The organism is Enterobacter cloacae complex sp. 394I7 (assembly GCF_057320345.1).
Map to the genome: position 1 here is coordinate 1,285,263 of NZ_JBXWCR010000001.1, position 24,396 is coordinate 1,309,658.

At 56.4% G+C, this 24,396-nt stretch carries 23 protein-coding genes; 13 read left to right on the top strand and 10 right to left on the bottom strand.

What is annotated here, in order from left to right; all coding sequences use genetic code 11:
* Nucleotides 1-11: 11 nt before the first annotated feature.
* The 7 genes from AC2FAP_RS06255 to AC2FAP_RS06285 all read right to left on the bottom strand — a co-directional run bounded on the left by AC2FAP_RS06255 (nt 12) and on the right by AC2FAP_RS06285 (nt 9,373).
* Nucleotides 12-1,028 carry a LacI family DNA-binding transcriptional regulator gene (locus AC2FAP_RS06255; RefSeq protein WP_040017544.1) on the bottom strand — a complete coding sequence of 339 codons (1,017 nt, stop codon included), beginning with the start codon at nt 1,026-1,028 and terminating at the stop codon, nt 12-14.
* A 28-nt stretch (nt 1,029-1,056) separates the two neighbouring features.
* A complete protein-coding gene (locus tag AC2FAP_RS06260) occupies nt 1,057-2,463 on the bottom strand; it encodes a sucrose-6-phosphate hydrolase (protein WP_047744687.1) in 1,407 nt (468 codons plus the stop codon).
* Complete coding sequence (locus AC2FAP_RS06265; protein WP_014170153.1) at nt 2,463-3,833, bottom strand: sucrose-specific PTS transporter subunit IIBC; 1,371 nt, start codon at nt 3,831-3,833, stop codon at nt 2,463-2,465. Before AC2FAP_RS06265 ends, AC2FAP_RS06260 begins: the two co-directional genes overlap by 1 nt.
* Before the next feature lie 67 nt (nt 3,834-3,900).
* A complete protein-coding gene (locus AC2FAP_RS06270) occupies nt 3,901-5,418 on the bottom strand; it encodes a carbohydrate porin (RefSeq protein WP_485452880.1) in 1,518 nt (505 codons plus the stop codon).
* Nucleotides 5,419-5,591: 173 nt separating this feature from the next.
* Nucleotides 5,592-6,497, bottom strand: coding sequence for an aminoimidazole riboside kinase (locus tag AC2FAP_RS06275; protein ID WP_449541659.1), 906 nt, complete (start codon nt 6,495-6,497; stop codon nt 5,592-5,594).
* Nucleotides 6,498-6,586: 89 nt separating this feature from the next.
* Nucleotides 6,587-7,798 carry a diguanylate phosphodiesterase gene (locus AC2FAP_RS06280; RefSeq protein ID WP_025204149.1) on the bottom strand — a complete coding sequence of 404 codons (1,212 nt, stop codon included), beginning with the start codon at nt 7,796-7,798 and terminating at the stop codon, nt 6,587-6,589.
* A gap of 93 nt (nt 7,799-7,891) precedes the next feature.
* Nucleotides 7,892-9,373: an alpha/beta hydrolase gene (locus tag AC2FAP_RS06285; protein WP_485452881.1), complete on the bottom strand. Its 1,482-nt coding sequence runs from the start codon at nt 9,371-9,373 to the stop codon at nt 7,892-7,894.
* 266 nt (nt 9,374-9,639) lie between these two features.
* Between AC2FAP_RS06285 and AC2FAP_RS06290 the strand changes: the two genes are divergently transcribed.
* Genes AC2FAP_RS06290 through AC2FAP_RS06320 form a run of 7 tightly spaced genes read left to right on the top strand, consistent with a single transcriptional unit; the run spans nt 9,640 to nt 16,477 of the window.
* The gene (locus tag AC2FAP_RS06290) at nt 9,640-10,494 is read left to right on the top strand and encodes a MurR/RpiR family transcriptional regulator (protein WP_252069448.1); all 855 of its coding nucleotides are present in this window, start codon (nt 9,640-9,642) and stop codon (nt 10,492-10,494) included.
* 12 nt (nt 10,495-10,506) lie between these two features.
* Nucleotides 10,507-11,082: a D-alanyl-D-alanine dipeptidase gene (gene ddpX, locus AC2FAP_RS06295; RefSeq protein WP_014170160.1), complete on the top strand. Its 576-nt coding sequence runs from the start codon at nt 10,507-10,509 to the stop codon at nt 11,080-11,082.
* 15 nt (nt 11,083-11,097) lie between these two features.
* A complete protein-coding gene (locus AC2FAP_RS06300) occupies nt 11,098-12,630 on the top strand; it encodes an ABC transporter substrate-binding protein (RefSeq protein WP_449541660.1) in 1,533 nt (510 codons plus the stop codon).
* A gap of 23 nt (nt 12,631-12,653) precedes the next feature.
* Nucleotides 12,654-13,676, top strand: a complete 1,023-nt coding sequence (locus AC2FAP_RS06305; protein ID WP_014170162.1) for an ABC transporter permease — start codon at nt 12,654-12,656, stop codon at nt 13,674-13,676.
* Nucleotides 13,673-14,569 carry a D,D-dipeptide ABC transporter permease gene (gene ddpC, locus AC2FAP_RS06310; RefSeq protein ID WP_410384688.1) on the top strand — a complete coding sequence of 299 codons (897 nt, stop codon included), beginning with the start codon at nt 13,673-13,675 and terminating at the stop codon, nt 14,567-14,569. The genes AC2FAP_RS06305 and ddpC overlap by 4 nt, the downstream gene beginning before the upstream one ends.
* A complete protein-coding gene (locus AC2FAP_RS06315) occupies nt 14,566-15,552 on the top strand; it encodes an ABC transporter ATP-binding protein (protein WP_020884089.1) in 987 nt (328 codons plus the stop codon). The genes ddpC and AC2FAP_RS06315 overlap by 4 nt, the downstream gene beginning before the upstream one ends.
* Nucleotides 15,545-16,477 (top strand): ABC transporter ATP-binding protein, encoded by a 933-nt coding sequence (locus tag AC2FAP_RS06320; RefSeq protein ID WP_025204144.1) that lies wholly within the window; start codon nt 15,545-15,547, stop codon nt 16,475-16,477. Before AC2FAP_RS06315 ends, AC2FAP_RS06320 begins: the two co-directional genes overlap by 8 nt.
* Nucleotides 16,478-16,503: 26 nt before the next feature.
* Here AC2FAP_RS06320 and AC2FAP_RS06325 read toward each other — a convergent pair whose 3' ends face one another.
* Nucleotides 16,504-17,253 carry an SDR family NAD(P)-dependent oxidoreductase gene (locus tag AC2FAP_RS06325; RefSeq protein WP_020884087.1) on the bottom strand — a complete coding sequence of 250 codons (750 nt, stop codon included), beginning with the start codon at nt 17,251-17,253 and terminating at the stop codon, nt 16,504-16,506.
* Nucleotides 17,254-17,406: 153 nt separating this feature from the next.
* On the opposite strand from AC2FAP_RS06325, the gene AC2FAP_RS06330 reads away from it, so the two are divergent.
* Entirely contained in the window at nt 17,407-18,312 is a 906-nt protein-coding gene (locus tag AC2FAP_RS06330) for a LysR family transcriptional regulator (protein ID WP_047955649.1), read from the top strand.
* Nucleotides 18,313-18,335: 23 nt separating this feature from the next.
* Here the strand turns inward: AC2FAP_RS06330 and AC2FAP_RS06335 are convergent, their stop codons facing one another.
* On the bottom strand, nt 18,336-18,764 hold the full coding sequence (locus tag AC2FAP_RS06335; RefSeq protein WP_014170171.1) for an OsmC family protein: 429 nt from the start codon (nt 18,762-18,764) through the stop codon (nt 18,336-18,338).
* Nucleotides 18,765-18,891: 127 nt separating this feature from the next.
* Here AC2FAP_RS06335 and AC2FAP_RS06340 point away from each other — a divergent pair, with 127 nt between their 5' ends.
* Nucleotides 18,892-19,851, top strand: a complete 960-nt coding sequence (locus AC2FAP_RS06340; protein ID WP_032678222.1) for a hypothetical protein — start codon at nt 18,892-18,894, stop codon at nt 19,849-19,851.
* Between the two features lie 23 nt (nt 19,852-19,874).
* Here the strand turns inward: AC2FAP_RS06340 and AC2FAP_RS06345 are convergent, their stop codons facing one another.
* Nucleotides 19,875-20,750, bottom strand: a complete 876-nt coding sequence (locus tag AC2FAP_RS06345) for a LysR family transcriptional regulator (RefSeq protein ID WP_176587201.1) — start codon at nt 20,748-20,750, stop codon at nt 19,875-19,877.
* 111 nt (nt 20,751-20,861) lie between these two features.
* On the opposite strand from AC2FAP_RS06345, the gene AC2FAP_RS06350 reads away from it, so the two are divergent.
* The 4 genes from AC2FAP_RS06350 to AC2FAP_RS06365 all read left to right on the top strand — a co-directional run bounded on the left by AC2FAP_RS06350 (nt 20,862) and on the right by AC2FAP_RS06365 (nt 24,267).
* A complete protein-coding gene (locus AC2FAP_RS06350) occupies nt 20,862-21,713 on the top strand; it encodes a Vmh family MBL fold metallo-hydrolase (RefSeq protein ID WP_047744697.1) in 852 nt (283 codons plus the stop codon).
* 231 nt (nt 21,714-21,944) lie between these two features.
* The gene (gene bdm / locus AC2FAP_RS06355) at nt 21,945-22,160 is read left to right on the top strand and encodes a biofilm-dependent modulation protein (protein WP_020884080.1); all 216 of its coding nucleotides are present in this window, start codon (nt 21,945-21,947) and stop codon (nt 22,158-22,160) included.
* Between the two features lie 95 nt (nt 22,161-22,255).
* Nucleotides 22,256-22,393 (top strand): stationary-phase-induced ribosome-associated protein, encoded by a 138-nt coding sequence (gene sra, locus AC2FAP_RS06360; protein WP_013096533.1) that lies wholly within the window; start codon nt 22,256-22,258, stop codon nt 22,391-22,393.
* Between the two features lie 176 nt (nt 22,394-22,569).
* Entirely contained in the window at nt 22,570-24,267 is a 1,698-nt protein-coding gene (locus AC2FAP_RS06365; RefSeq protein ID WP_020884079.1) for an NAD-dependent malic enzyme, read from the top strand.
* The last annotated feature ends 129 nt before the right edge of the window (nt 24,268-24,396 follow it).

A 24,396-nucleotide genomic window follows, 5' to 3' on the forward strand; every position in this document is an offset into this window, starting at 1 on the left:
AGCAGCCAGAGCTATGCTTTCGCTTTATAGCGCCGCTGCAGGGTGGCATCCAATTTTCGCTGTAACGGTTGTGGCGTTTCGCCGTCGATCAGTTTGCCAATCAGATCAAAGCAGTGCCACGCCAGCTGGCGGTTATCCTGGCGAATGGTATCAACCGGAATGGTGAGCGAGTCGTAGAGGTAGTGATCGTCAAAGCTGGCTAACCGGATATCACTTTGCATCAGGTTGTGCTGCCCCATATAGCGCAATACCCCTTCCAGCAAACCACAGGCGGCAGTGAACAAGGCTTTTGGCGGGCGTCCCAGGCGGGCGCACAGCTCGGCGAACATCTCGTAGCCGGAGCTCGGGTGATAGTTGCCGTGAATGATCCACTCCGGACGCAGCGCCACATTGGCCTCTTGCAGCCCTTGCTTAAACCCTTCCAGACGATCGCGCGTCGGGGAAAGCCGCGGCTGCCCGCCAAGGAAGTAAATTTCATCAGGATGCTGGCGCGCAATGTCGGCCACCAGTTCCGCCGTCGGGGTAATAGAATCGGTGATCACCAGCGGCAATGTGCTGTCGTTCATATGGCGGTCAAAAAGGACGACCGGCAGCTGTTCGCTCAGCTTCTGGTAGTCGGCATCATTGAGCATACTGGAGGCCACAATCAGCCCGTCCACCTGACGCGCCACCATGTTATTAACCACCACCGTCTCCTGGCCCGGGTTTTCATCACTGCAGGAGATGAGCAGTTGAACGCCTGCCTCACGGCACAGTGTCTCCAGTTCGTGAGAAAACACCGCAAAGCCGTAGTTAGTGATCTCCGGCACCACCAGACCGAGGGTGTGGCTACGGTTATCACGCAGCGAGCGCGCGTGAATGCTGGGCTGGTAGTGATGCTCTTTCGCAATCGCCAGCACGCGCTCACGCGTCTCTTCCGCCACGCGAAGCTCTTTGCTGCGCCCGTTCAGTACCAGGCTGGCGGTGGCTTTTGAAACCCCCGCCAGTTCCGCGATGTCTTTAATTGTGACGCGTTTTGTTTTTCTCACAACGACTTAGATCCGGCTGCCAAAACCCTTATTCTACCATGCAGCCGCGCAGCGACCAGTAGCGTAATGTGATGTCGGACCCACCTTCGAATCGCACCCGTGCCGGATGGTCAGGAAAATAGCGGCTGCTCATCACCCCTTCGCCATGATTGATGAAAATTTCAACGCTGGAGCTGTCACACAGAATGCGTAAATGATGAACGTCGCCCCGCCAGTAACGGGTCAATGTCTCCCCGGTTTTCAGGCTGGTGCGTTCCAGACGCAATCCGCTGTCCTCGACGATAAGGCGCAACGCACCGGCGAAATCCACGGTTACTGAAGATGAGGTGAGTTCGAACTCAAGGCGCGTCGCATCAAGAGCCGGGGCATCGCTGGCGTTACCCTGCCAGCGACATTCCTCTTCGCGCAGTGCGTGCAGTTCGCGCACCGGCGTCTGCCACAGTTTGCCGTCACGGAAGTGTAATTCTCGCGGACAGGTCATCTGATGGATCCATCCTTGCGCCCGTGTGGGCTGAAGCATCTCTTCTCCGTCCGGCACGCCCATCCAGCCGATCAGTATCCGCCGTCCGTCTTCCGCCACCGTGGTTTGGGGAGCGTAGAACTCGAAACCGGCGTCCAGCTCGTGCAACTCGCCATGTTCAAACGTAGCGCGGGTATGGTCGAACGCCCCGCTCGTCCACGTGGCCGGATAAGTATTGAGATAGCGATGCGGTTCGCGCGCCAGCCCCTGCGGGCAGCAGATCAGTACGTGTGTCCCGTCGAGGTCAAACAGGTCCGGGCACTCCCACATGTATCCCGCCTCGGTCAGGCCGTTCACGCCATGACCGGCAATCTCTCCGCAAGACGCCCAGTGGTGCAAATCGGCAGATGTGAACAGCAGCACCTTGCCGCGTTTTTGCAGATCCTGCGCCCCCAGTACCATGTACCACACCCCGTCGTGCTGCCACACTTTCGGGTCACGCACGTGCCCGGTGTAGCCTTCCGGCAGCGCAAGAACCGGACCGAGTTTTTTGAATGTACCGTCGGGCTGTTGCGTGGCAAGGCACTGCCAGGCGGTGCGGCTGCCATCATCAAATTTCACGTTGCCGGTATAACACAGCGTCAGGACACCGTTGTTATCGACGGCGCTGCCGGAATAGCAGCCGTTGCGGTCATACTCCTCATCGGGCATCAGCGCCATCGGTTCATGCTGCCAGTGGACCAGGTCTGCGGAGCTCCAGTGTCCCCAGCACTTATAGCGATGGTCGCAATCCAGCGGATTCCACTGATAGAACAGGTGGTAGCGCCCGGCAAACCAGATAAACCCGTTAGGATCGTTCATCAGCCCCGTCACCGGTGCCGGATGCCATTGCGGATAATGGCTGTCGGCGTACGCACGCGGCTGGCCTTTCATGACGGCCTGCAGGATTGCAGGCCAGCGGGAAGGTAACGTCATTATTCAGAATCCGTTTTATATTTCAGCAGCAGCGAGACGGTAAACGCCACGCCGAAGGCAATCACCATGCCGATAATATAGTTGAGCAGCGAGCTTGCCTGCACGATCGCCATGCCCGGGATGGCAGTCAGCCCGACGGCGGTCATATAAACATGCACCGAGACCACCCACGCCCCGCCTGCCGCACCGCCAATCAGCGCGGCGATAAACGGTTTCACGAAACGCAGGTTGATACCAAATATTGCCGCTTCGGTAATGCCCAGCATGGCCGAAAACGCGGACGGTAACGTAATGGCTTTAATTTTCGCGTCTTTGGTTTTAAACCAGACCGCCAGACAGGCTCCCCCCTGCGCCACGTTGGCCATCGCCCAGATAGGCAGCAGGAAGTTAACGCCAATCGACGGATTCCCCAGTAAGCCGGCTTCAATGGCATGGAAACTGTGGTGAATACCGGTGATAACGATAACCGAGTAAAGCCCGCCAAATAACAGCCCGGCCAGCCAGCCCGCATGGGCGATCAGGGTGCTCAGAACAAAGGAGATGCCATCCCCTAACGCACGCCCGGCCGGGCCAATGATCAGCAAGGCAATAAAGCCGGAGAGAATAACGGTGAGGAACGGCGTCAGGATCAGATCTAACGCATCCGGAATAATACGGCGCAGGTTTTTCTCCACGATACTCATAAACCAGACGGCCAGCAGCACCGGGAACACCGTTCCCTGATAGCCAATCATGGCAATCTCAAGGCCGAAGAAGTTCATGGTGTGGAAGCCAGACGCCACGCCCCAGGCGTTTGTCAGCGCCGGGTGCGTCAGAATGCCGCCGAGGGTCGCCCCCAGATAAGGGTTACCGCCAAATTCACGCGCGGCCGTGAAGCCAATCAGGATCGGCAGAATGATAAATGCCGCTGAGCTGCACATATCCAGCATGATATAGAGCGCGTTATCGGCATTGACCCAGCCGTAGGTTTTGACCATCCCGAGCAGGCCCATCAGTAAACCGGAGGCCACAATCGCAGGAATGATCGGCACAAAGATGTTTGAGAGCAGTCGGGCAATGCGCTGGAACGGGTTCAGCTTACGTGCCGCCATGTCGGCCGCTTCGGACTTGCTGGATTCGCTAATCCCTGCCGCCTGGATAAACGCGGCGTAGACCTTGTTAACCACCCCCGTACCAAAAATCACCTGCATCTGCCCGGCGTTGCGAAAACAGCCTTTTACGCCGTCAACCTTGCCGATGGCCTGCTGATCGGCAAGCGTGTCGTCGACCAGCACCAGTCGAAGACGCGTTGCGCAGTGCGCCGCACTGGCGATGTTCTCTTTGCCACCGAGCAGCGGAATGAGCGCGCGGGCGATATTATCAAAATCCATAGATACCTCTGCCTGACTGTATTTTTATGATGTGAGAAACGCTCCCGCACTGCGGGAGCGTAAAAGGTTAAAACCAGGTTTCCATCTGTACCCCAAAGTTCCATTCCCCGCCGGCGTTGAAACCGCTGCTGCCAAAGGCATCATCGCTGGCGTAATTATCCAGTTTGCTGCTCCAGTCCATCCAGGTGGCGAACAGACGCAACTCAGGACGGCTGAAGAAATCGCCGATCTTGCCCGCTTTTAACGTTGGGGCAAAGGTCAGCTTGTAGAAACTTCCGTTGACGGCGTTTCGGTCTTTATACCCTTCCGGATTTAAATCCATGTACTGATAGCTGCCCTCAAACGCCAGGGCGAAATTCTGCGTGACTTCTTTAATCAGGCGGGTATTGAGCGTGACCCACTCATAGCTGTCGCCTTTGAAATAGCGGTCTTTACTGCTCTGGGCCAGAACGGCAGGCGCGATGTGCCAGCCGCCACCAAGAGGCGTGACACCGTAACTTGCAAAGCGCCAGGTATCGGCTTCAGAGAGCAATGCGCCATCGGAACCGATGCTCTTCACCTCTGCCCCCAGCCCGTGGCCGTACAGCAGCGCCGTTTTGGCTGAACCTTCGCGCAGGCCGTAGAAACTTTCATTGTGCAATCCGACCAGGGCATGAACGCCATTGTTGGCGGCGTCGGTTTTTATCAGATCGCCATTGCTGTCTTTGCGGTCGTCGTTGTCTTTTGCCCGCAGGCCGCTCACCATTAGCTGGAACGGCCCGGCGAAGTGGTTCATGCTCAGGATGTAGTTTTGAACGTTATTGTCGATTTGCTCTTCGCTGCCGAAGTTACGCCCGTAAAGAGAGAAGTTGCTGCGCAGCGATTCATTCCATTTCACGTCATACACGCCACCACCGGTACCGGCCAGGAACACCACATCGGAGTCCAGCCAGTGAATATCAAAGTTATCCCGGTCAAAGCGTTTACCGGCCCAGAAGGTACTGCCCTTCAGCGCGCCGCTAAAATCAGGCAGATTGCCCAGTTCAGCAAACGCCTGACGAATATTGAGATCGCTGGTGTCAGCGGACCAGTCGTTATAGGTTTTCTGACCATCCGCCAGCATGGCCTTGAAGCGCGTGGTCGCCCCGTTATCCAGGGTCTGTTTGTGTTCCACATTCAGCTCAACGTAGGTATCGGCTTCATTCCCCAGACGCCCGACCGCACCACCGGTTTCCCCGGCTGGCGTCAGATAAGGGCCGCTTTTGCTGCTCGACGCCGCGTCGTTCATCAGCAGGCCAGAACGGGCATAGCCATGAAACTCAAACCCACTGCTCTGATCGGCTTTCTTCTCCAGTGCAGCGGTACGCTGCGCCACTTGCTGGGTTGTTGTTTGCGCCTGCTGCTGGGCAGTCACCAACTGCTGCGTTTTTTGTTCTGCGTCGGTGGCGCGTTTCTCTGCAACCTGCGCGCGGGTTTCCGCAGCCTGAAGACGCTGCTCCAGAGCAGCAAGACGCGCTTCGATACTCGTCATATCCGTTTGGGCAAAAACAGAGGTACTCCCGGCCAGCATGCCTATCATCACGGCAAGTCTGCGTTTTTTATACATTTTGTCGCATCCCTAAAAGAAGTCATTGAAAGTGCTAAATTGCTAAACCGGTTTAGGTTGATGATACTAAACCTGCCAATTTTGGATCGGCAATCTTTTTTGCTAAACCGATTTAGTAAGTGTGATCGAGGCGACAATTCAGGCCGTCGACAGACGGCCCGTTGCGGGAGGAATTACAGTTGCGGGTGATAAGGCAGCGCGGTCATCGCCCCTTTAGCCGTGGTGGCTAACGCGCCGCAGCGCTGGGCTAATGCGATCACGCGTGGAAGATCGTGGCTGTCGATACTCCCAGCGGAAGCCAGTCCATAAAGCAGTCCCGCCACGAAGGCATCACCTGCGCCGGTGGTGTCCACGCATTCAACGGGGGTTGCCGGATAATGCTTCATCGTTCCGTCATGCCAGGCGATGACCCCGTCTTTGCCCTGAGTGACCAGCACCAGCCGGGCTGGACAGCGGCGCATCAGCGCGGCCAGCCCTTCCGTGACCCCAAGGTCGGCGGTTAAAAAAGCCAGTTCTTCGACGGAGAGTTTGACGACGTCAGCGCATTGCAGCGCCTGTTCGAGGCAGCGGCGCAGGTCGTCCTCATCCGGCCAGAGATCCGGGCGGATATTGGGGTCGAAACTGACATAACCCCCCGCTTCCCTGACCGCGTTCATGGCCTGAAACGTTGCAGAACGGCTCGGTTCAGCGCTCAGGGCAATGGAACAAACATGCAGCCACTCTCCTGCGCTAAAGGGCGGCAGGTCGGCTGACGCCAGAAACAGATCGGCGCTCGGGCGAACCATAAAGGTGAAAGAGCGTTCGCCCTGTTCGTCCAGGTCCACGACCACGGTTGACGTGCGGTGTGCCGGGTCGAGGCGCATCCAGTTTACGTCAACCTCCTCGTCAGCCAGCGTTTTATGCATAAAGCGACCGAAAGGATCGTCGCCGACCCTGCCGATAAAGGCGCTTTTCCCGCCCAGACGGGCAATACCGACCGCCACGTTAGCCGGCGCGCCGCCGGGGCATTGCAGCAACCGGCCTTCTCCCTCCGGTAATAAATCCACTACCGCATCGCCAAGTACCCAGATTTTTTGCATGTGATCCTCTCAGCTAAACAATGTTAAACCGTTTTAGCTATTTAAGCACAGGCAGGACGAAGGGGAAATAATACGGAAGGAAAATTGGCTTAACGCACCAGGTGTGGCCAGCTAATATCGCCTACGCCATTCAGCGCTGGACGGGCAAACAGAAAGCCCTGAAAACGTCGGATCCCGGCAGATTCAAGCCAGCACCACTCTTCCAGCTTCTCGATGCCTTCCGCCACCAGGGTGATTTCAAGGTCGGTGCAGCAGCTGACTATCGAGCGCACAATCGCCTGTTTTGGCCCACTGAGATGAATATTGCTGACAATTTCGCGGTCAATTTTAATTTTATCCGGCTGGAATCGGGTCAGCAGTGAAAGCCCGGCGTAACCGGAACCGAAATCATCGATCGCCAGGCCAATACCTTCAGCACGCAGGTGTTTAATGGCGCTATTGAACTTGTTGAACCCGGAAATCATCTCGTTTTCGGTCACTTCAATAACCACCTGCTCCGGCTGAAGCCCATGTTGTTTAATCTGTTCAACCAGAAACTCCACGGCGCCAGGCACTTTCACCAGCGACATCGGGAGAAGATTCACCGCGATTTTATGGCTCCCGATCCCCAGTTTGTCGGCCAGCGCAAAAGCCCAGGCCTTGGTCTGGAGATCGACTTCATAGATTTTGTCCTGATCGAGGCGGCTGAAAAAATGCTCCGGGCTTCCCCCGTCATTACCGCGGATAAGGGCCTCAAGCGAACTGATTTTCCCTTCCAGCGGTTCGACGATGGGCTGGAGGGCGAACTGGCAGGTTTGTTTGTCCAGCAGACCCAGACTCTCGCCAAACGGCGATTTCTCACGCGAGAGCGTCCATTTCTCCGGGGCAAAACGCGCCCCCGACGGGGCCGGTCGTTTGCCGGTAATAAACGTCTGAATAAATTTGAACACCCGATCATCAGATGTCAGATAACTGTCCAGTTTGCTGTAGTGCAGTACCGACTGCAGAACGTCTTTCGGCGACTGGTTCTGCAGGTCAAACAGCAGCATACCGACATTCTCAAAACGTCTGCGGGGGCCGTAATCCCGCATAAGCTCAACCACGCCGCTGTGCCGCTTATCCTCACGGATCTTCTGAAACAGCCTTACCACACTCTCTTCCGAGCCTTCGAGGAGTTGCAGGACATCATCCCCTTTTGAAAGAAGAACGCCGGTAATATTCAACCCGGCATTGCGCGTCCTGGCCTGTTCAACCAGCGCCTGGAGTTCGGCGGATCGGCAGGATAAATTCAACTGGCTGCGGTAAATAAGAGTAGTCAGCACAAAAACGTGTTCCGATAAGAGGTATGCGTTGGACATTACTGTTTAACATACTTCATCTGCGCGACCTAACAGATTAACCCCTTGCGGGAGAGGCTACTTTTTCTCATCCCCGATGCGTCTGTCAATCCTCTCCTGCATGTAGGCATAAAACGGGTTCGACGTCACCCGCATTAACGCGTCTTTGCCTACGCTCAGCACGGAGGTTTCCCCCCACAGCGCAATCGTGCCGAGGCTAATGCCATACCGGTTTTTCTCCGCAGGATGTCGGCCATAGAGATCGTCATCAGGCGGGAACGGCACGGCGACATGCGACAGTGAATAGACCTCCTGCGGCCAGGACATCGCCAGCGGTACCGCGGTCTCATCGGTGCGTCCCGCCGGGGTTATTTTCGCCACCGCGGCAAAACTGTCCGCGCTGGCATTGGTAATGATCGTGACACCGTAACGCCTTTTCGCCACAGGCAGTAACTCAGAGGTTGCCGCCCACGACGACGGTTTAAAGAGAGGACGGAAGCTGGCGGCCTGATTGATATCAAATACAACCAGCTCGCTGCCGTTCGCCGGAAGCAGGTCAAATAAGCCGGTGACCACGGCGCGGGTGCTGACCGTTGAATCCATCACCGACTGGAATGCGAGTACCGGTGGCAGCTGGTCCAGTCTGTGCTCCCGGGCATCCCGCCCCATTTGCTCCTGCAGGGCCTGGGTCAAGAGCCATGACTGGCGCGCCGCATTGACCGGGAAGGAGTTGTATTTATACGGGTTATATTCCGGCGAGATGTTTAACCATGCCGCTTTGGCAAACGGCGGTAACATCGCCGGCAATCCGGCCAATCCTGCAAACCGGGCGAACGCCGTGACGCCAATCATTGGCGAGAGCAGGATGAGCTGTTGCGGTTTGCGAAGCGCAGGCGTGTCCAGCGCATCAAGGGCATATTTCATCGCCAGCGCCCCACCGTTGGAGTAACCCACCAGATGCAGGGGAACATTGTCTCCCGCCAGCCGCGTGGCTTCGCGCACTGCGAGGCGCGTCGCCGCCAGCCACCTCTCCCAGTCAACGTCCGTCAGCGCGCCGGGCGCGGTGCCGTGCCCGGGCAGGCGTGGGACCACCGCCACAAAACCGTGCTGCTGATAATCACGGGCAAGATGCCGGACACTGTAAGGCGAATCTGTTAGCCCGTGCAGCAACACCACCGCGCCGCGTGGCGTTCCGGCAGGCATCAGCACAAAGGAGCGGTTGGCATCGGGTGAAAATTTACCGGGCCAAACCAGGCTCTGACGGTAGTAGCGGTTTAACGGCGTGCGCTCCTCACCCTGGGTTTTGCGCGTTACCGCATTATCCAGATCGGTGAAAATGGCGTTTTCCCGGGCGACATACTGGGCAAAACTCGCCTTATCGATCTCGCGTACGGACATCTCATTTGCCCGCCAGGTATGCCAGAGATGCAGTTCCGGCCCCTGCTGCGAGAGATAAACCCGAACCGCGAGCAGGACGATCAGTACCATTCCTGCGATCATCGCCATTTTCTTTGCGAGCGCCATCAGGCGCACGCTGATACGCCAGGGCAAGTTCGCCATGCCGGGATCCCTTTCATATTTACGTTGTCTCTATCTTATCAAAAATGTGAAGACGCTGACGTATTCACGAAATTCATACCTCCCCGCTCAGCCAGTGCACCAAAAGTGAACTACGCTGCACAAATGTTGATCATTGGTTAACTAAATATTGCATGAAGTTTGCAGCACAGCGGCGTCCCGTCGCTCTGTGGACATGGCACGCGTCATGCATTGTTAATCAAATAACACAAACCTGATGACTGACAGCCTGTTAACAGCGAGGCGGTATGACGACGAAACCCGAGGTGTTGAGCCGTATTGAAGCCACTTTCAGCCAGCTGACCCCCAGCGAGAAGCGGGTGGCGAGCTGGTTGCTGGCGCATGCCGCACAGATCCCGTTTGAAACAGCTGAAAGCGTGGGTCTGGCGACCGGCACCAGCGGCATTACCGTGGGACGCTTTCTGCGAAAACTCGGCTATCGCAATCTGGAAGATGCCAAAAAGAGCCTGCGCGACCCGCATCAGCCCTGGGGTATGAACGAGCGGCTGGACTCCTGGCAGCAGCAGTCCCCTCTGCCCAACCGCCTTCAGCACTCTCTGTCGCTGGAGGTGGATGCCATCACTCAGGTTTATCAGTTGGCGCACACCGACGCATTCCGCCGGGTGGTTCATCAGCTTGCCCACGCGGATGCGGTTTTTGTGCTGGGGATCCAGTCGACACGTGGGATAGCCAACGCCTTCTTCAGCCATCTTGAGTACCTTCGCCCGCGCGTCAGTTACGCCGAAGGCGCGTCCGGCAGCTGGGTTGAATCCCTGAACTCCGGTTTCGCCCACCCCTACGTGGTGCTGACCGATACCCGCACCTATTCCACCATTGCGCGGCAGTACTGTCGGGTCGCGAGCGAAAAAGGTATTTCGCTGGCCCTGATCACCGATATCTGGTGCCCGTGGGCGCGGGATTACCCGCTTGATTTACTGCAGGTGAAAACCGAAACCGGCCATTTCTGGGATTCGCTGGCACCTGTGAGCTGTCTGTTCAACCTGCTGCTGTCAGGTGTCGTGGAAGCGCTGGGTGATGCCCTTCCACAGCGGCTGGCGGTAAACCGGCAATTACAACAAGAGTTTGGTCAATTCGAACGCTAAAGGAGCGGAGCTATGCCCCCAGAGAGTGAACTGATTGATGTGGCGAAGACCTTCCCTGCGCTGCATATCGATCTGAAATATGCCACAGCCGACAACATCACGGGCCGTCCGATTTATCAGGAGGCGCTGTGCCTGCTGCATACCGATGCGGCCACCGCGCTGGCGAAAGCCATCAGCATCGCCGCACTGGCCGGGCTGAAGCTGGTGGTCTACGACGCTTATCGTCCGCAGGAAGCGCAGGCTCAGTTGTGGGATGCCTGCCCGAACCCGGAATACGTGGTTGATGTGGCGATTGGTTCCAACCACAGCCGCGGGACGGCCATCGACGTTACGCTGATGGACGAACAGAACACCGTGCTGGATATGGGGGCCGGTTTTGACGAAATGCACGATCGCTCGCATGCCTGGCACCCGTCCGTGCCGCCGCACGCGCAGCGCAATCGCCTGCTGCTTAACGCCATCATGTCCGGTGGCGGCTTTGTGGGGATCAGCAGCGAATGGTGGCACTTCGAGCTGCCGAACGCGGCCAGCTATCCCCTGCTTGACGATCGTTTTGCCTGTTTCCCGTTGACGCACACCCCTCTTTAAAACTGGAGCACTGCCATGAAAACAACGCTTCTTACTACCCTGATCGCCGCCTCGCTGGCACTCAGCGCCCCGGTTGCGCTGGCTGCCGTCCCGAAAGATATGCTGGTGATCGGGAAAGCGGCCGACCCGCAAACGCTCGACCCGGCGGTGACCATTGATAACAACGACTGGACGGTGACCTACCCCGCCTATCAGCGTCTGGTGAAGTACAAGCCAGGCTCCACCGAGGTGGAGGGCGACCTGTCAACGGGCTGGAAGGCGTCAGCGGATCAGAAAGAGTGGACCTTTACCCTTACCGATAACGCGAAATTCGCCGATGGCACGCCGGTTACTGCCGAGGCGGTAAAACTCTCCTTTGAACGTCTGCTGAAGCTTAGCCAGGGGCCGTCTGAAGCGTTCCCGAAAGATCTCAAAATTGATGCGGTCGATCCGCACACGGTGAAATTCACCCTCAGCCAGCCGTTTGCCCCGTTCCTCTACACCCTGGCCAACGACGGTGCGTCGATCGTTAACCCGGCGGTGTTAAAGGCGAACGCTGCCGATGATGCACGCGGTTATTTAGCGCAAAACACCGCCGGGTCCGGGCCATTCATGCTGAAAAGCTGGCAGAAAGGTCAGCAGCTGGTGCTCGTTCCGAATCCACACTGGGCGGGTGAGAAGCCGCACTTCAAGCGCGTTTCGGTGAAAATTATTGGTGAAAGCGCTTCACGCCGCCTGCAGCTTTCCCGTGGCGATCTGGATATCGCCGATTCACTGCCCGTCGATCAGCTTTCAGCCCTTAAGCAAGAAGGCAAAGTGGCGGTGGCGGAATATCCGTCCCTGCGCGTGACCTATCTTTATCTGAATAACAGCAAAGCCCCGCTCAATCAGGTGGATTTACGTCGGGCCGTCTCCTGGGCAACGGATTATCAGGGGATAGTGAAAGGCATCCTGAGCGGCAATGGTAAACAGATGCGCGGCCCGATACCGGACGGCATGTGGGGGTTTGACGCCACGGCAATGCAGTACAGCTTTGACGAGGCCAAAGCCAAAGCCGCGCTGGAGAAAGTCAAAGACAAGCCGACAAGCCTGACATTCCTCTATTCAGACAACGACCCCAACTGGGAGCCGATCGCCCTGTCCACGCAGGCGAGCCTCGGCAAGATCGGCATCAACGTGAAGCTGGAAAAACTGGCTAACGCCACCATGCGCGATCGTGTCGGGAAAGGTGACTATGACATCGCCATTGGCAACTGGAGCCCGGACTTTGCCGACCCGTACATGTTCATGAACTACTGGTTTGAGTCCGACAAAAAAGGGTTGCCGGGTAACCGCTCGTTTTACGAGAACAAAGAGGTCGACGCCCTGCTGAAGGCGGCCCTGAAAACCACCGATCAGGCGGAGCGTACCCACGATTACCAGCAGGCGCAGAAGGTGGTGATCGACGAGGCGGCCTACGTGTATCTGTTCCAGAAGAACTACCAGCTGGCGATGAACAAAGAGGTGAAAGGCTTCACCTTTAATCCAATGCTGGAGCAGGTCTTTAACATCGCCACCATGAGTAAATAACGGTTCTCGCCGGGGGAAAGTGTATGACGTTCTGGAGCATTGTGCGCCAGCGCTGCTGGGGGTTAATCCTGGTGGTGGCCGGTGTCTGTATCATCACCTTTATTATTTCACACCTGATCCCCGGCGATCCGGCCCGCCTGCTGGCCGGAGACCGCGCCAGCGACGACATTGTGCAAGGCATCCGCCAGCAGCTGGGGCTGGATCAACCGCTGTATATCCAGTTTGGTCGCTATGTGGATGCGCTGGCCCATGGCGATTTAGGCACCTCTATCCGCACCGGGCGACCGGTTGCGGAAGATTTGAAGGCCTTTTTCCCGGCCACCCTGGAGCTGGCTTTTTGTTCCCTGCTGCTGGCGCTGGTTATCGGCGTGCCGCTGGGGATTTTATCGGCGGTCTACCGTGACCGCTGGCTGGATCATCTGGTGCGGTTAATGGCGATGACGGGCATTTCAACGCCCGCATTCTGGCTTGGGTTGGGGGTGATAGTCCTCTTCTACGGGCATCTGCAACTTCTGCCAGGCGGCGGAAGGCTTGACGACTGGCTCGATCCACCGACGCGCGTTACTGGCTTTTATCTGGTGGATGCGCTGCTGGAAGGCAACGGGGAGGTCTTTTTCAATGCCCTGCAGCATCTGATTTTACCTTCAATGACGCTGGCATTTGTTCATCTCGGCATTGTGGCGCGTCAGGTTCGCTCGGCCATGCTGGAGCAACTCAGTGAAGATTACATACGAACCGCACGCGCCAGCGGATTGCCCGGCTGGTACATCGTGCTGCGCTATGCCCTGCCCAATGCGATGATCCCGTCGATTACCGTGCTTGGACTGGCGCTGGGCGATCTGCTGTATGGCGCAGTCCTCACCGAAACCGTCTTTGCCTGGCCGGGAATGGGCGCCTGGGTCGTCACCTCTATTCAGGCGCTCGATTTCCCTGCCGTCATGGGCTTCGCGGTAGTAGTCTCACTGGCCTATGTGCTGGTTAATCTGGTGGTCGATCTGCTCTATCTGTGGGTTGACCCGCGAATCGGGCGCGGAGGTGCCGAATGATGTTGACTCAGGAAACGCCCGTCCCGGTTAAAACAGCGAAAGCAGGCATCAACTGGGCAAAACTGTTCTGGATGCTGCGTAAAAGCCCCCTCACGCTGATTGGCGCCGCGATCATGATCCTGATGCTCCTGCTGATGGTGACATCACCGTGGATTGTGCCGCATGACCCCAATGCGCTGGATTTGACCGCGCGTCTGCAGGCTCCGTCTGCCGAACACTGGTTTGGCACCGATGAGGTTGGCCGCGATCTGTTCAGCCGGGTGCTCGCCGGCAGCCAGCAGTCGATCAGCGCGGGGCTGGCCGTCGTGGTGATTGCGGGCGGTATTGGCTCGCTGCTGGGCTGTTTGTCTGGCGTACTGGGCGGGCGCGGCGACGCCATTATTATGCGCATTATGGACGTGATGCTCTCCATTCCCTCGCTAGTGCTGACCATGGCACTGGCAGCGGCGCTGGGGCCGAGCCTGTTTAACGCAATGCTCGCCATCGCGATTGTACGTATCCCGTTTTACGTGCGTCTGGCACGCGGGCAAACCCTTGTCGTGCGCCAGTTTACCTATGTTCAGGCGGCCCGCACCTTCGGCGCATCACGCTGGCATTTAATCAGCTGGCATATTCTGCGCAACGCCCTGCCACCGCTGATTGTGCAGGCTTCGCTGGATATTGGCAGCGCCATTCTGATGGCCGCCACGCTGGGCTTTATCGGTCTGGGCGCACAGCAACCCACCGCCGAATGGGGCGCGATGGTTGCCGTAGGGCGCAACTATGTACTTGACCAGTGGTGGTATTGCGCTTTTCCTGGTGCGGCTATTTTGATTACCGCCGTGGGCTTTAATCTTTTTGGTGACGGCCTCCGCGACCTGCTGGATCCGAAATCAGGAGGGAAACAGTCATGACCGACTCTGTTTTAACCATCGAGGATTTACATCTGAGTTTCCCGATATACCGCGGTGAGGTTCATGCGCTGAACCACGTCTCGCTGGAGATTAAACGGGGGGAAATTGTCGGCGTAGTGGGCGAGTCGGGGTCCGGGAAGTCAGTTACCGCCATGCTCGCCATGCGCCTGTTGCCGGAAGGCAGCTACCGAATTCATCACGGTCAGGTAACATTGCTGGGAGAAGATGTTCTGACCGCATCGGAAAAACAGCTTCGCCAGTGGCGCGGGGCAAAAGTGGCAATGATTTTTCAGGAGCCCATGACCGCCCTTAACCCAACGCGACGGATTGGTAAGCAAATGGTGGAGGTGATCCGCCAGCATCAGCCGCTCGACCGTCGCGCGGCGCAGCAAAAAGCGATTGCCCTGCTGGAGGAGATGCAAATCCCGGACGCGAAAGCGGTGATGGCGCGTTATCCGTTTGAACTGTCCGGCGGCATGCGTCAGCGAGTGATGATCGCCCTTGCCTTCTCCTGCGAGCCTGAACTTATCATCGCCGACGAGCCGACCACGGCGCTGGATGTGACCGTGCAGCTGCAGGTACTGCGTCTGCTGAAGCACAAGGCGCGGGCCAGCGGAACCTCGGTGCTGTTTATCAGCCACGATATGGCCGTGGTTTCCCAGCTCTGTGACCGGATGTATGTGATGTACGCAGGAAGCGTAATTGAGAGCGGTGCCACGCAAACGCTGATCCACCATCCCGTTCATCCCTACTCCATCGGTCTGCTGCAATGTGCACCTGAAAACGGTGCGCCGCGCGAGTTGCTTCCGGCCATTCCCGGCACGGTGCCTAATCTCAGCCAGCTTCCACAAGGCTGCGCGTTCCGCGAGCGCTGCTTTGCCGCCGGGACGAAATGCGGTGAGGCACCGCGCTTGCTTCCCAATGGTGCAGAGGGCCAGATGGCTGCCTGCTGGTACCCGCAACGGGAGAAACACCATGTCTGACATTTTGCTTGAACTGGATAGCGTGCATGTCAACTTTCCCGCGCGCAAAAACTGGCTGGGCCGCGTTACGGAACAGGTGCATGCCCTCAATGGGCTGGACCTGCAGATCCGTCGCGGCGAAACGCTGGGCATTGTTGGGGAATCCGGCTGCGGGAAAAGCACGCTGGCACAGCTATTGATGGGCATGCTCAGGCCCAGCACCGGCGACTATCAGCGGACGCATCACGCGGGCGGCATGCAGATGGTTTTTCAGGACCCGCTCTCCTCCCTCGACCCGCGTCTGCCGGTGTGGCGCATCATCACCGAGCCGGTGTGGGTGCAAAAACGCAGCAGTGAACGCGAACGGCGCCAGCTGGCAGAGACGCTGGCGATGCAGGTGGGTATTCGTGCGGAATATCTTGACCGGTTACCGCATGCCTTTTCAGGCGGGCAGCGCCAGCGCATTGCTATCGCCCGGGCGCTGTCGTCCAATCCAGACATCATCGTGCTCGACGAACCCACCAGCGCGCTGGATATTTCCGTGCAGGCGCAAATCCTCAACCTGCTGGTAAAACTGCAGCAGGAACGGAACCTAACCTATGTGTTGATCTCACATAACGTCTCGGTAGTCAGACACATGAGCGATCGTGTGGCGGTGATGTATCTGGGCCAGATCGTGGAACTGGGAACTACCGATCAGGTGCTTGTCAGGCCGCGCCATCCCTACACCCGGCTGCTGCTTGATTCCGTTCCCAGAACCGGTGAACCGCTGGATGAAAACCTGGCGCTGCGTAAAACAGAGCTTCCTGGCAATCGCCACCTTCCCACCGGCTGTTATTTCCGGGACCGCTGTCCGCAGGCAGCGCAAGGATGCGAACATCCGCAGTCGCTACAGCCTTCAGTTGAGGGCTGTAGCGTGCGTTGCTGGCGCAATCTGAGCGAGTAGCCACGCAGGGTTGCGCTGTTTCACGTTTAAATTTGCGCCATTCCACCGTCGACAAACAGTTCGGTGGCGTTGATAAAGCTTGCTGCATCTGAGGCCAGAAACGCCACCGCTTTCCCCACTTCCCCCGGCGCGCCTAAGCGTCCCAGCGGCACCTGGGCGGCCAGCGCGTCATACAGCCCCTGACGATGTTCTTCCGGCACCAGGTCACCCAGCCCTGGGGTTTTGATGGGCCCCGGGCTCACCACGTTGACGCGAATACCGCGCCCCTGCAAATCCAGCGCCCACGAACGGGCAAAGTTGCGCACGGCGGCTTTACTGGCGCTGTATACGCTAAAGTTTGCGGTTCCTTTAATGGACACCGTGGATCCGGTCAGAATGATCGACGATCCGGCTGATAACAGCGGTAACGCTTTTTGCACGGTGAACAGTACACCGCGAACGTTGGTTGCAAAGATGCGGTCAAACTGCTCTTCAGTGATAGCGCCTAACGGCAGCATGTCGCCACCACCCGCATTGGCGAACAGAATATCCAGACGCCCTTCGTCTTTTGCAATCTGCGCATAGACTTTATCGAGGTCGGAAAGTTGAGAGACGTCCGCACGGATGCCGACCGCCGCGGTGGCAATTTGTGCAACGGCAGCGTCCAGCTCCGCCTGACGACGTCCGGTGATATAAACCTTCGCGCCCTGGGCCGCCAGTTCCTGCGCGGTGGCGAGACCGATACCTGTGCTACCGCCCGTAACCAGGGCAATTTTACCTGCGAGAGACGTATTCATGTTATTCACCTTTAATCATGTTTTCAGGATGCCCGCAAAAACGGTTGAAGAGGTTTTCGCTTGCGTTGAATAAACTCTATCGGTTGCAGGATTAATGAAAAACGGGCAAAAATGAAAATCACTATTCACAGGTGGAAATAATCCGGAGTACGAATGGACCAGCTCATGGCAATGCGCGCATTTACGCGGGTGGTGGAAACCGGAAGTTTTACGCGTGCGGCTGATTCTCTGAATATGCCTATCGCCACCCTGAGCAAGCTGGTGAAATCGCTCGAAGCGCACCTGGAGATCCGGCTTTTACACCGCACGACACGACGGGTAGTCACCACACCGGAAGGTGCCGGGTACTATGAAAAAGCGCTCAGGGTGCTGATTGATATTGAAGATATCGATACGTCGTTTCGCGTTTCTCGCGCGACGCCGAAAGGCCATCTGCGCGTGGATGTGGGCGGTTCAACCGCGCGCGACGTGCTGATCCCCCTGCTCCCGGATTTTATGCAGCGTTATCCGGAAATACGCATCGATCTTGGCGTGGCCGACCGGCCCGTGGATTTGATCAGCGGTAACGTTGACTGCGTGATCCGCGGCGGCCCTCTGGACGACTCCTCCCTTATTGCCCGTCATCTGGGCGACGCTGAAATGGTCACCTGCGCGACGTCCGATTATTTAAAACATCATGGCGTACCGGCCTATCCGCGGGAGCTGTGCAATGGCCATAAGCTGATTAGCTACCTTTCTCCCGTCACCGGTCGGGCCTTTCCGTTTCGCTTCAGGGAAAAGGGAGAAAAGCTGGAGATAAGCATTCCGCACTTCCTTGGGGTCAATGAAAGCAACGCTCATCTGGCGGCGGCGGTGGCAGGTTTAGGTATTATTCAGACATTTCAATATTCGGCAAAAAGGCATTTACAGGCGGGGACGTTAACTGAAATTCTTAGCGACTGGCGACCTGACGCTTATCCGTTTCATGTGGTTTATCCGCAGAACCGGCATCTGACACATCGACTGAGAGTGTTTATCGCCTGGCTGGCAGAGGTGTTTCCTGCCGCGCTGAAGGGATAGCCGGGTGTTAACCCGGCTGAGGTTTAATTGAGCGTGTAATCCAGCGTGATTTCCGCATTCAACAGCTGGGAAACCGGGCAGCCGGCTTTCGCTTTCTGAATAACGCCATCGAACTGCTGAGGGTCAATGCCGGGTACAGTAACCTTGCTCTGCAGTGCGACCTTCGTAATGGCGAAACCGCCCTCTTTTTTATCCAGTGACACGTCGGCGGTGGTATCAATGGAATCGGCGGTGTAGCCTGCTTCACCCAGCATCAGCGACAGTGCCATCGAAAAACAGGCTGCGTGTGCGGCACCAATCAGTTCTTCCGGGTTGGTCCCTTTTTCGCCTTCAAAACGGGTGTTGAAGCCGTAAGGCTGTTGATTGAGAACGCCGCTCTCGGTAGAAACAGTTCCTTTTCCGCGTTTAATATCGCCAGACCAGTGTGCTGAACCGTGCTTATGAATTGTCATTCTTGCTCTCCTTTTGGCTTACAAAGGGTTAAGTATAGACCAGAGATCTGACGCGTCCTGGAACACAGAGTATTCTGGTTGGCGTTGATGCGATACATCACTTCGAACCATCAAAAGGGAAAGGCCTATGATGCTAAACACCAGGATTGTCGTGGCGCTGACCACGCTCGCCGTGACGTTCCCCCTCTTTGCCAGCACGCCGGAGAATTTTATCTATACCAGCTCGGGCGACCTTGATGCCGCCGCCGCGCTTATCGCCCGTCGTGATATCGGTGGCGCGCAGATCGTTTATAACTGGCGTGCACTGGAGCCTGAGAAAAACAGATATGACTTCTCATCCATAGAGAGAGACCTGGCGCGCCTGAAGGCCAGCAATAAAAAGCTGTTTATTCAAATTCAGGATCGCTTCTTCGAAAAAGATGCCCGGTATGTCCCTGATTATCTGATGGCAGACACAAAGTACAGCGGCGGTATTTCTCCGCAGTTTGACAACCCTGGTGAAGGGAAACCTACAGGTTCAGGCTGGGTAGCCCGTCAGTGGGATCCTGCCGTGCGTGAACGGTATCAGGCCTTACTGGCAGCCCTGGCGAAGCGTTTTGATGGCCAGGTTTACGGTGTGAACTTACCTGAAACCGCCATTGACCTTGATGAGAAAAAGCCGCCGACAGGATTTTCGTGCGACAACTATTTTGCCGGAGAAATGGAAAACCTCGCCTTTGCGCGAAAGGTTTTCACGCAATCCCATGTCGTACAATATGTGAACTTCTGGCCGTGTGAATGGAACAATGATCATAATTACATGGGGCGGCTGTTTGAATACGCCAGTGCCCATAATATCGGGCTTGGCGGACCGGATATTGTTCCCAACCGCAAGGCGCAAATGAAAAACGCCTATCCGTTCTTTAACCAGTATAAAAACAAACTGCCGCTGGTCGCCATGGCCGTTCAGGAGCCCACACTTACCTATAGAAACCCGGCTACCGGCAAGCCCTTCACCAAAGATGAATTTGTTCAGTTCGCAGAAGCGTATCTCGGCGCAGATATTATTTTCTGGAGCACGACGTCGCCCTGGCTGACGACGAAATAAGCCACAGGCTCACTGCGCGGGCATCAGTTCAGATGCCCTGCAATTTCATCAAGAAAGACGCGCAGGGCCGCAGGCTGATATTCCCGCGACTGGTAAATCCCGTGAATGGCGAGCGGCTTAGGGACTAAGTCTGTTAGCAGCGGGACCAGCAGCCCTTGCTCGAGCGCCCCTTGCGCTTCGTGCTCGGGCAGCATTGCAATACCGCAATGTTTAACCGCCGCGTCCATCAACAACGACGAGATGCTGGCGCTAAGATTGCCGCTCACCGCGACGCTCACGCTTTCGCCTTCCAGCGTCACAAAATGCCACGACTGACCCGCAAAGAAGCTGTAATGCAGACAATTGTGCTGCGCCAAATCCTCAGGCGTCACGGGCGTGCCGTGCTGCGCAAGATAGTCCGGCGAGGCGCAAAGCACCGAACGGCACTCACCCAGCCTGCGGGCAATCATCCCCGGCTCCGGGTTATCGGTAATACGCACGGCTACGTCAATTCGCTCGCCCACCAGACTCACAGGATGGTTATTCACATCCAGTTCAATTCTGAGCTGCGGATAACGCGCCAGCAGCCCGGGCAGTACCGGCGCAATCATGTGCATGGCGGTAAAGTGCGCGCAGGCTACCCGTAAGGTGCCGGAAGGTAAATCTTTCTCCGACTGGCCTTCAATCTCCTGCGACAGTTGCGAAAGGGTACGCGTTTTCTGCAGTACCTTTTCCCCTGCTGCGGTCAGCGTCAGCTTACGCGTTGAGCGGTTCACCAGGCGGGTCCCCGCCCACTTCTCCATCTGCTCAAGATAACGGCTTACCATGGGCCGGGAAATGCCCAGCGCACGGGCTGCGGCACTCAAACTTCCCAGCTCGCAAATCCGGTTATAGACCTGTGCGGCAATAACGCGATCCATATAACGCTCCATTTGCTCGATTTATGAAACTAAGCATGTCTTGTTTCAGGAATTCTGGCAAATGTAGAGTTCGGTACAATAGGGTCTTTCCTGATAAAAAGAGACATGATGATGAAGCTCACTCGCCTTGCACTGCTATGCACCCTCTTCACGCCGGCGGTCTTTGCCGCACCGTTGACCATTGATACCTGGAACCCGCAGGAGAAAGGCATTTTTGCGGTCTCGTCGACGCTGGTGTCCGGCCCGAAAGAGGCCGTCCTGTTTGACGCGCAGTTCAGCGTGAAAGACGGTGAAGCACTGGTGGAGAAAATTCGCCGCAGCGGTAAAACCCTGAACAAGATTGTGATCACCTCCGGCGATCCGGACTTCTACTTTGGTCTGCAGCCGCTGGTTAAAGCATTCCCGAATGCGAAAGTCGTGGCGACTCAGCAGGTGGTTGACCATATCAAGGCCACCAAAGATGCCAAGCTGGCCTTCTGGGGCCCACAGATGAAAGACGGCGCGCCAACAACGCTGATCGTTCCCCAGGTGCTGACCTCCACCACGTTTATGGTTGATGGTGAGAAAATCGATATTGAACAGCCAGACAGCTACGCGGCCTATGTCTGGATCCCGTCGGCGAAGACGATTCTTGGCGGCACGGGCGTTTCATGGGGCATCCATCTGTGGACGGCCGATACCCAGACCTGGGCGCGTCGCCAGCAGTGGCAGGATACGCTGGAAAACATGGCGGCGCACAAACCTGAGCGCGTGATCCCGGGTCACTATCTGGGGACGCCACCGTCAGGTACCGGCGCTATCGATTTTACCCGTGAATATCTGCAGCGGTTCGAGCAGACGCTGGCTAATCACAAAGATTCTGCTGGCGTCATTAGCGCCATGAAAAAAGCGTATCCGGGCCTGGCCGAAGAGAGCTCGCTGGAATTAAGTGCGAAAGTGAATACCGGCGAAATGAAATGGTAAATTAATCTCTGCTCCTGCTATTTTCTCGGATAGCAGGAGCAGCATCAAAATATTCCCCCTCGTCCCCTGTCATTATTCCTCCATTTCTAAAAGTGTCTAAAAGCATGCACTTATGTCATTTTTATTTCTAAGATGAATCTTAGACACAGCAAGGAAAATATTTGCCATTCTGTTTGTGAATTACATTTTTTGCGAGCCGTACCATTACACAGACAACGACACGGAGGCAGCATGTTTACTTATTACCCGGCAAATACCGCAGCAGCACAACCTGAACTCGTTAACGCGATCGCACAGGGTCTTCACGCCGAACACGGTGCTGTGACTGAAGATGACATTTTGATGGAACTGACCAAATGGGTGGAATCCACAGACAATGACATCCTCAGTGACATCTACCAACAGACCATTAACTACGTGGTCAGTGGACAGAATGCCTCTTTGTAAAAACCTGCTAAGCTGGATCTGCAACCTAAGGGGTTACATTTCGTTTGCGTAAGCAAACTTGTCCTTAAAACTATCAACAGGATTGAGGAGTAAAGATGAAATCGAACCGTCAGGCACGCCATATTCTGGGACTGAACTACAAGCTTTCTAACCAACGTAAAGTGGTGATTGAGGGCGACAGTGAAACGCAAGTCACCCATGCCACCGGCAGAAAACGCCACGCTGGCAAGTAAGTTCCAGTAAGAGATCCTGAACACCATCGGCAAAACCGATGGTGTTTTTGTTTATGTGTTGCGGTAATTAACATTTAGCTCCTTTATAATACCGCCTGACCGCACCCCACCGCACAGGCCAGAAAGATGACAAACAGCAGTGTCAGGGACGGATCTTCAAAAAAAGAGTGAGTGACATGGACAACAAACTGAAAAAACATCGTTCCTTATATATCCCTTATGCCGGTCCGGTTTTACTGGAATTCCCCCTGCTCAACAAAGGCAGCGCCTTCAGCATGGAAGAGCGCAGCAGCTTCAACCTGCTTGGTCTGCTGCCCGAAGTGGTGGAAACCATTGAAGAACAGGCTGAACGTGCGTGGATCCAGTATCAGGGTTTCAAGACTGAAATCGACAAGCACATCTACCTGCGTAACATTCAGGACACCAATGAAACCCTCTTCTATCGCCTGGTTCAGAACCACCTCGAAGAGATGATGCCGGTGATCTACACCCCAACGGTGGGTGCGGCGTGTGAACGTTTCTCTGAGATCTACCGTCGCTCCCGCGGCGTATTCATCTCCTATCAGAACCGTCACAATATGGACGATATTCTGCAGAACGTGCCGAACCACAATATCAAGGTCATTGTTGTGACTGACGGGGAACGTATTCTCGGCCTCGGGGATCAGGGCATTGGCGGAATGGGGATCCCTATCGGTAAGCTCTCCCTGTACACCGCCTGTGGGGGTATCAGCCCGGCGTACACCCTGCCGGTAGTGCTGGATGTGGGTACCAACAACCAGCAGCTGCTCAACGATCCGCTGTACATGGGCTGGCGTCATCCGCGCATTACCGACGATGAGTATTATCAGTTTGTTGATGATTTTATCCAGGCCGTTAAAGCACGCTGGCCGAACGTGCTGCTGCAGTTTGAAGACTTTGCGCAGAAGAACGCCATGCCGCTGCTGAACCGCTACCGCGATGACATCTGTTCATTCAACGACGACATTCAGGGCACCGCCGCCGTGACCGTTGGGACGCTGATCGCCGCCAGCCGTGCGGCAGGCAGCCAGTTGAGCTACCAGAAAATCGTCTTCCTGGGGGCAGGCTCTGCGGGCTGCGGTATTGCCGAGCAGATTATTGCTCAGACGCAGCGCGAGGGCTTGAGTGAAGAACTGGCCCGTTCCCGCGTCTATATGGTTGACCGTTTCGGCCTGCTGACCGACGGTATGCCTAACCTGCTGCCGTTCCAGACCCGACTGGTTCAGAAACGCGAGAACCTGAAAAACTGGGATACCGACAACGAGGTGCTCTCCCTGCTGGACGTGGTGCGCAACGTGAAGCCGGACATTCTTATCGGCGTTTCCGGGCAAACCGGCCTCTTCACCGAAGAGATTATTCGCGAAATGCACAAGCACTGCGAGCGCCCTATCGTGATGCCACTCTCTAACCCGACTTCCCGTGTAGAAGCAACGCCGCAGGACATCATCGCCTGGACCGAAGGTAACGCACTGGTGGCAACCGGCAGTCCGTTCGACCCGGTGGTGTGGAAGGATAAAACCTATCCGATCGCGCAGTGCAACAACTCCTACATCTTCCCGGGGATTGGTCTGGGGGTTATCGCGTCCGGTGCGTCACGCATTACCGACGAAATGCTGATGTCCGCCAGCGAAACCCTGGCGAAACACTCACCGCTGGTGAATAACGGTGAAGGCCTGGTGTTGCCAGAGCTGAAAGACATTCATAAAGTGTCCCGTGCGATCGCTTTCGCAGTAGGAAAAATGGCACAGCAGCAAGGCGTGGCGGTGAAAACCTCCGCCGATGCGCTGCAGCAGGCCATTGACGACAACTTCTGGATGCCGGAATACCGCAGCTATCGCAGAACGTCTATCTAAAGAACAGGCCGGGTCAGGCAATCATGCCTCCCGGCCTGCCATTCTGCCCGCGCTTGCCGGGCCGTAAAATCCCCGCTACACTGCCTTCATCCATTAACCTACTGAATATATAAGGAGGCCAATTATGCT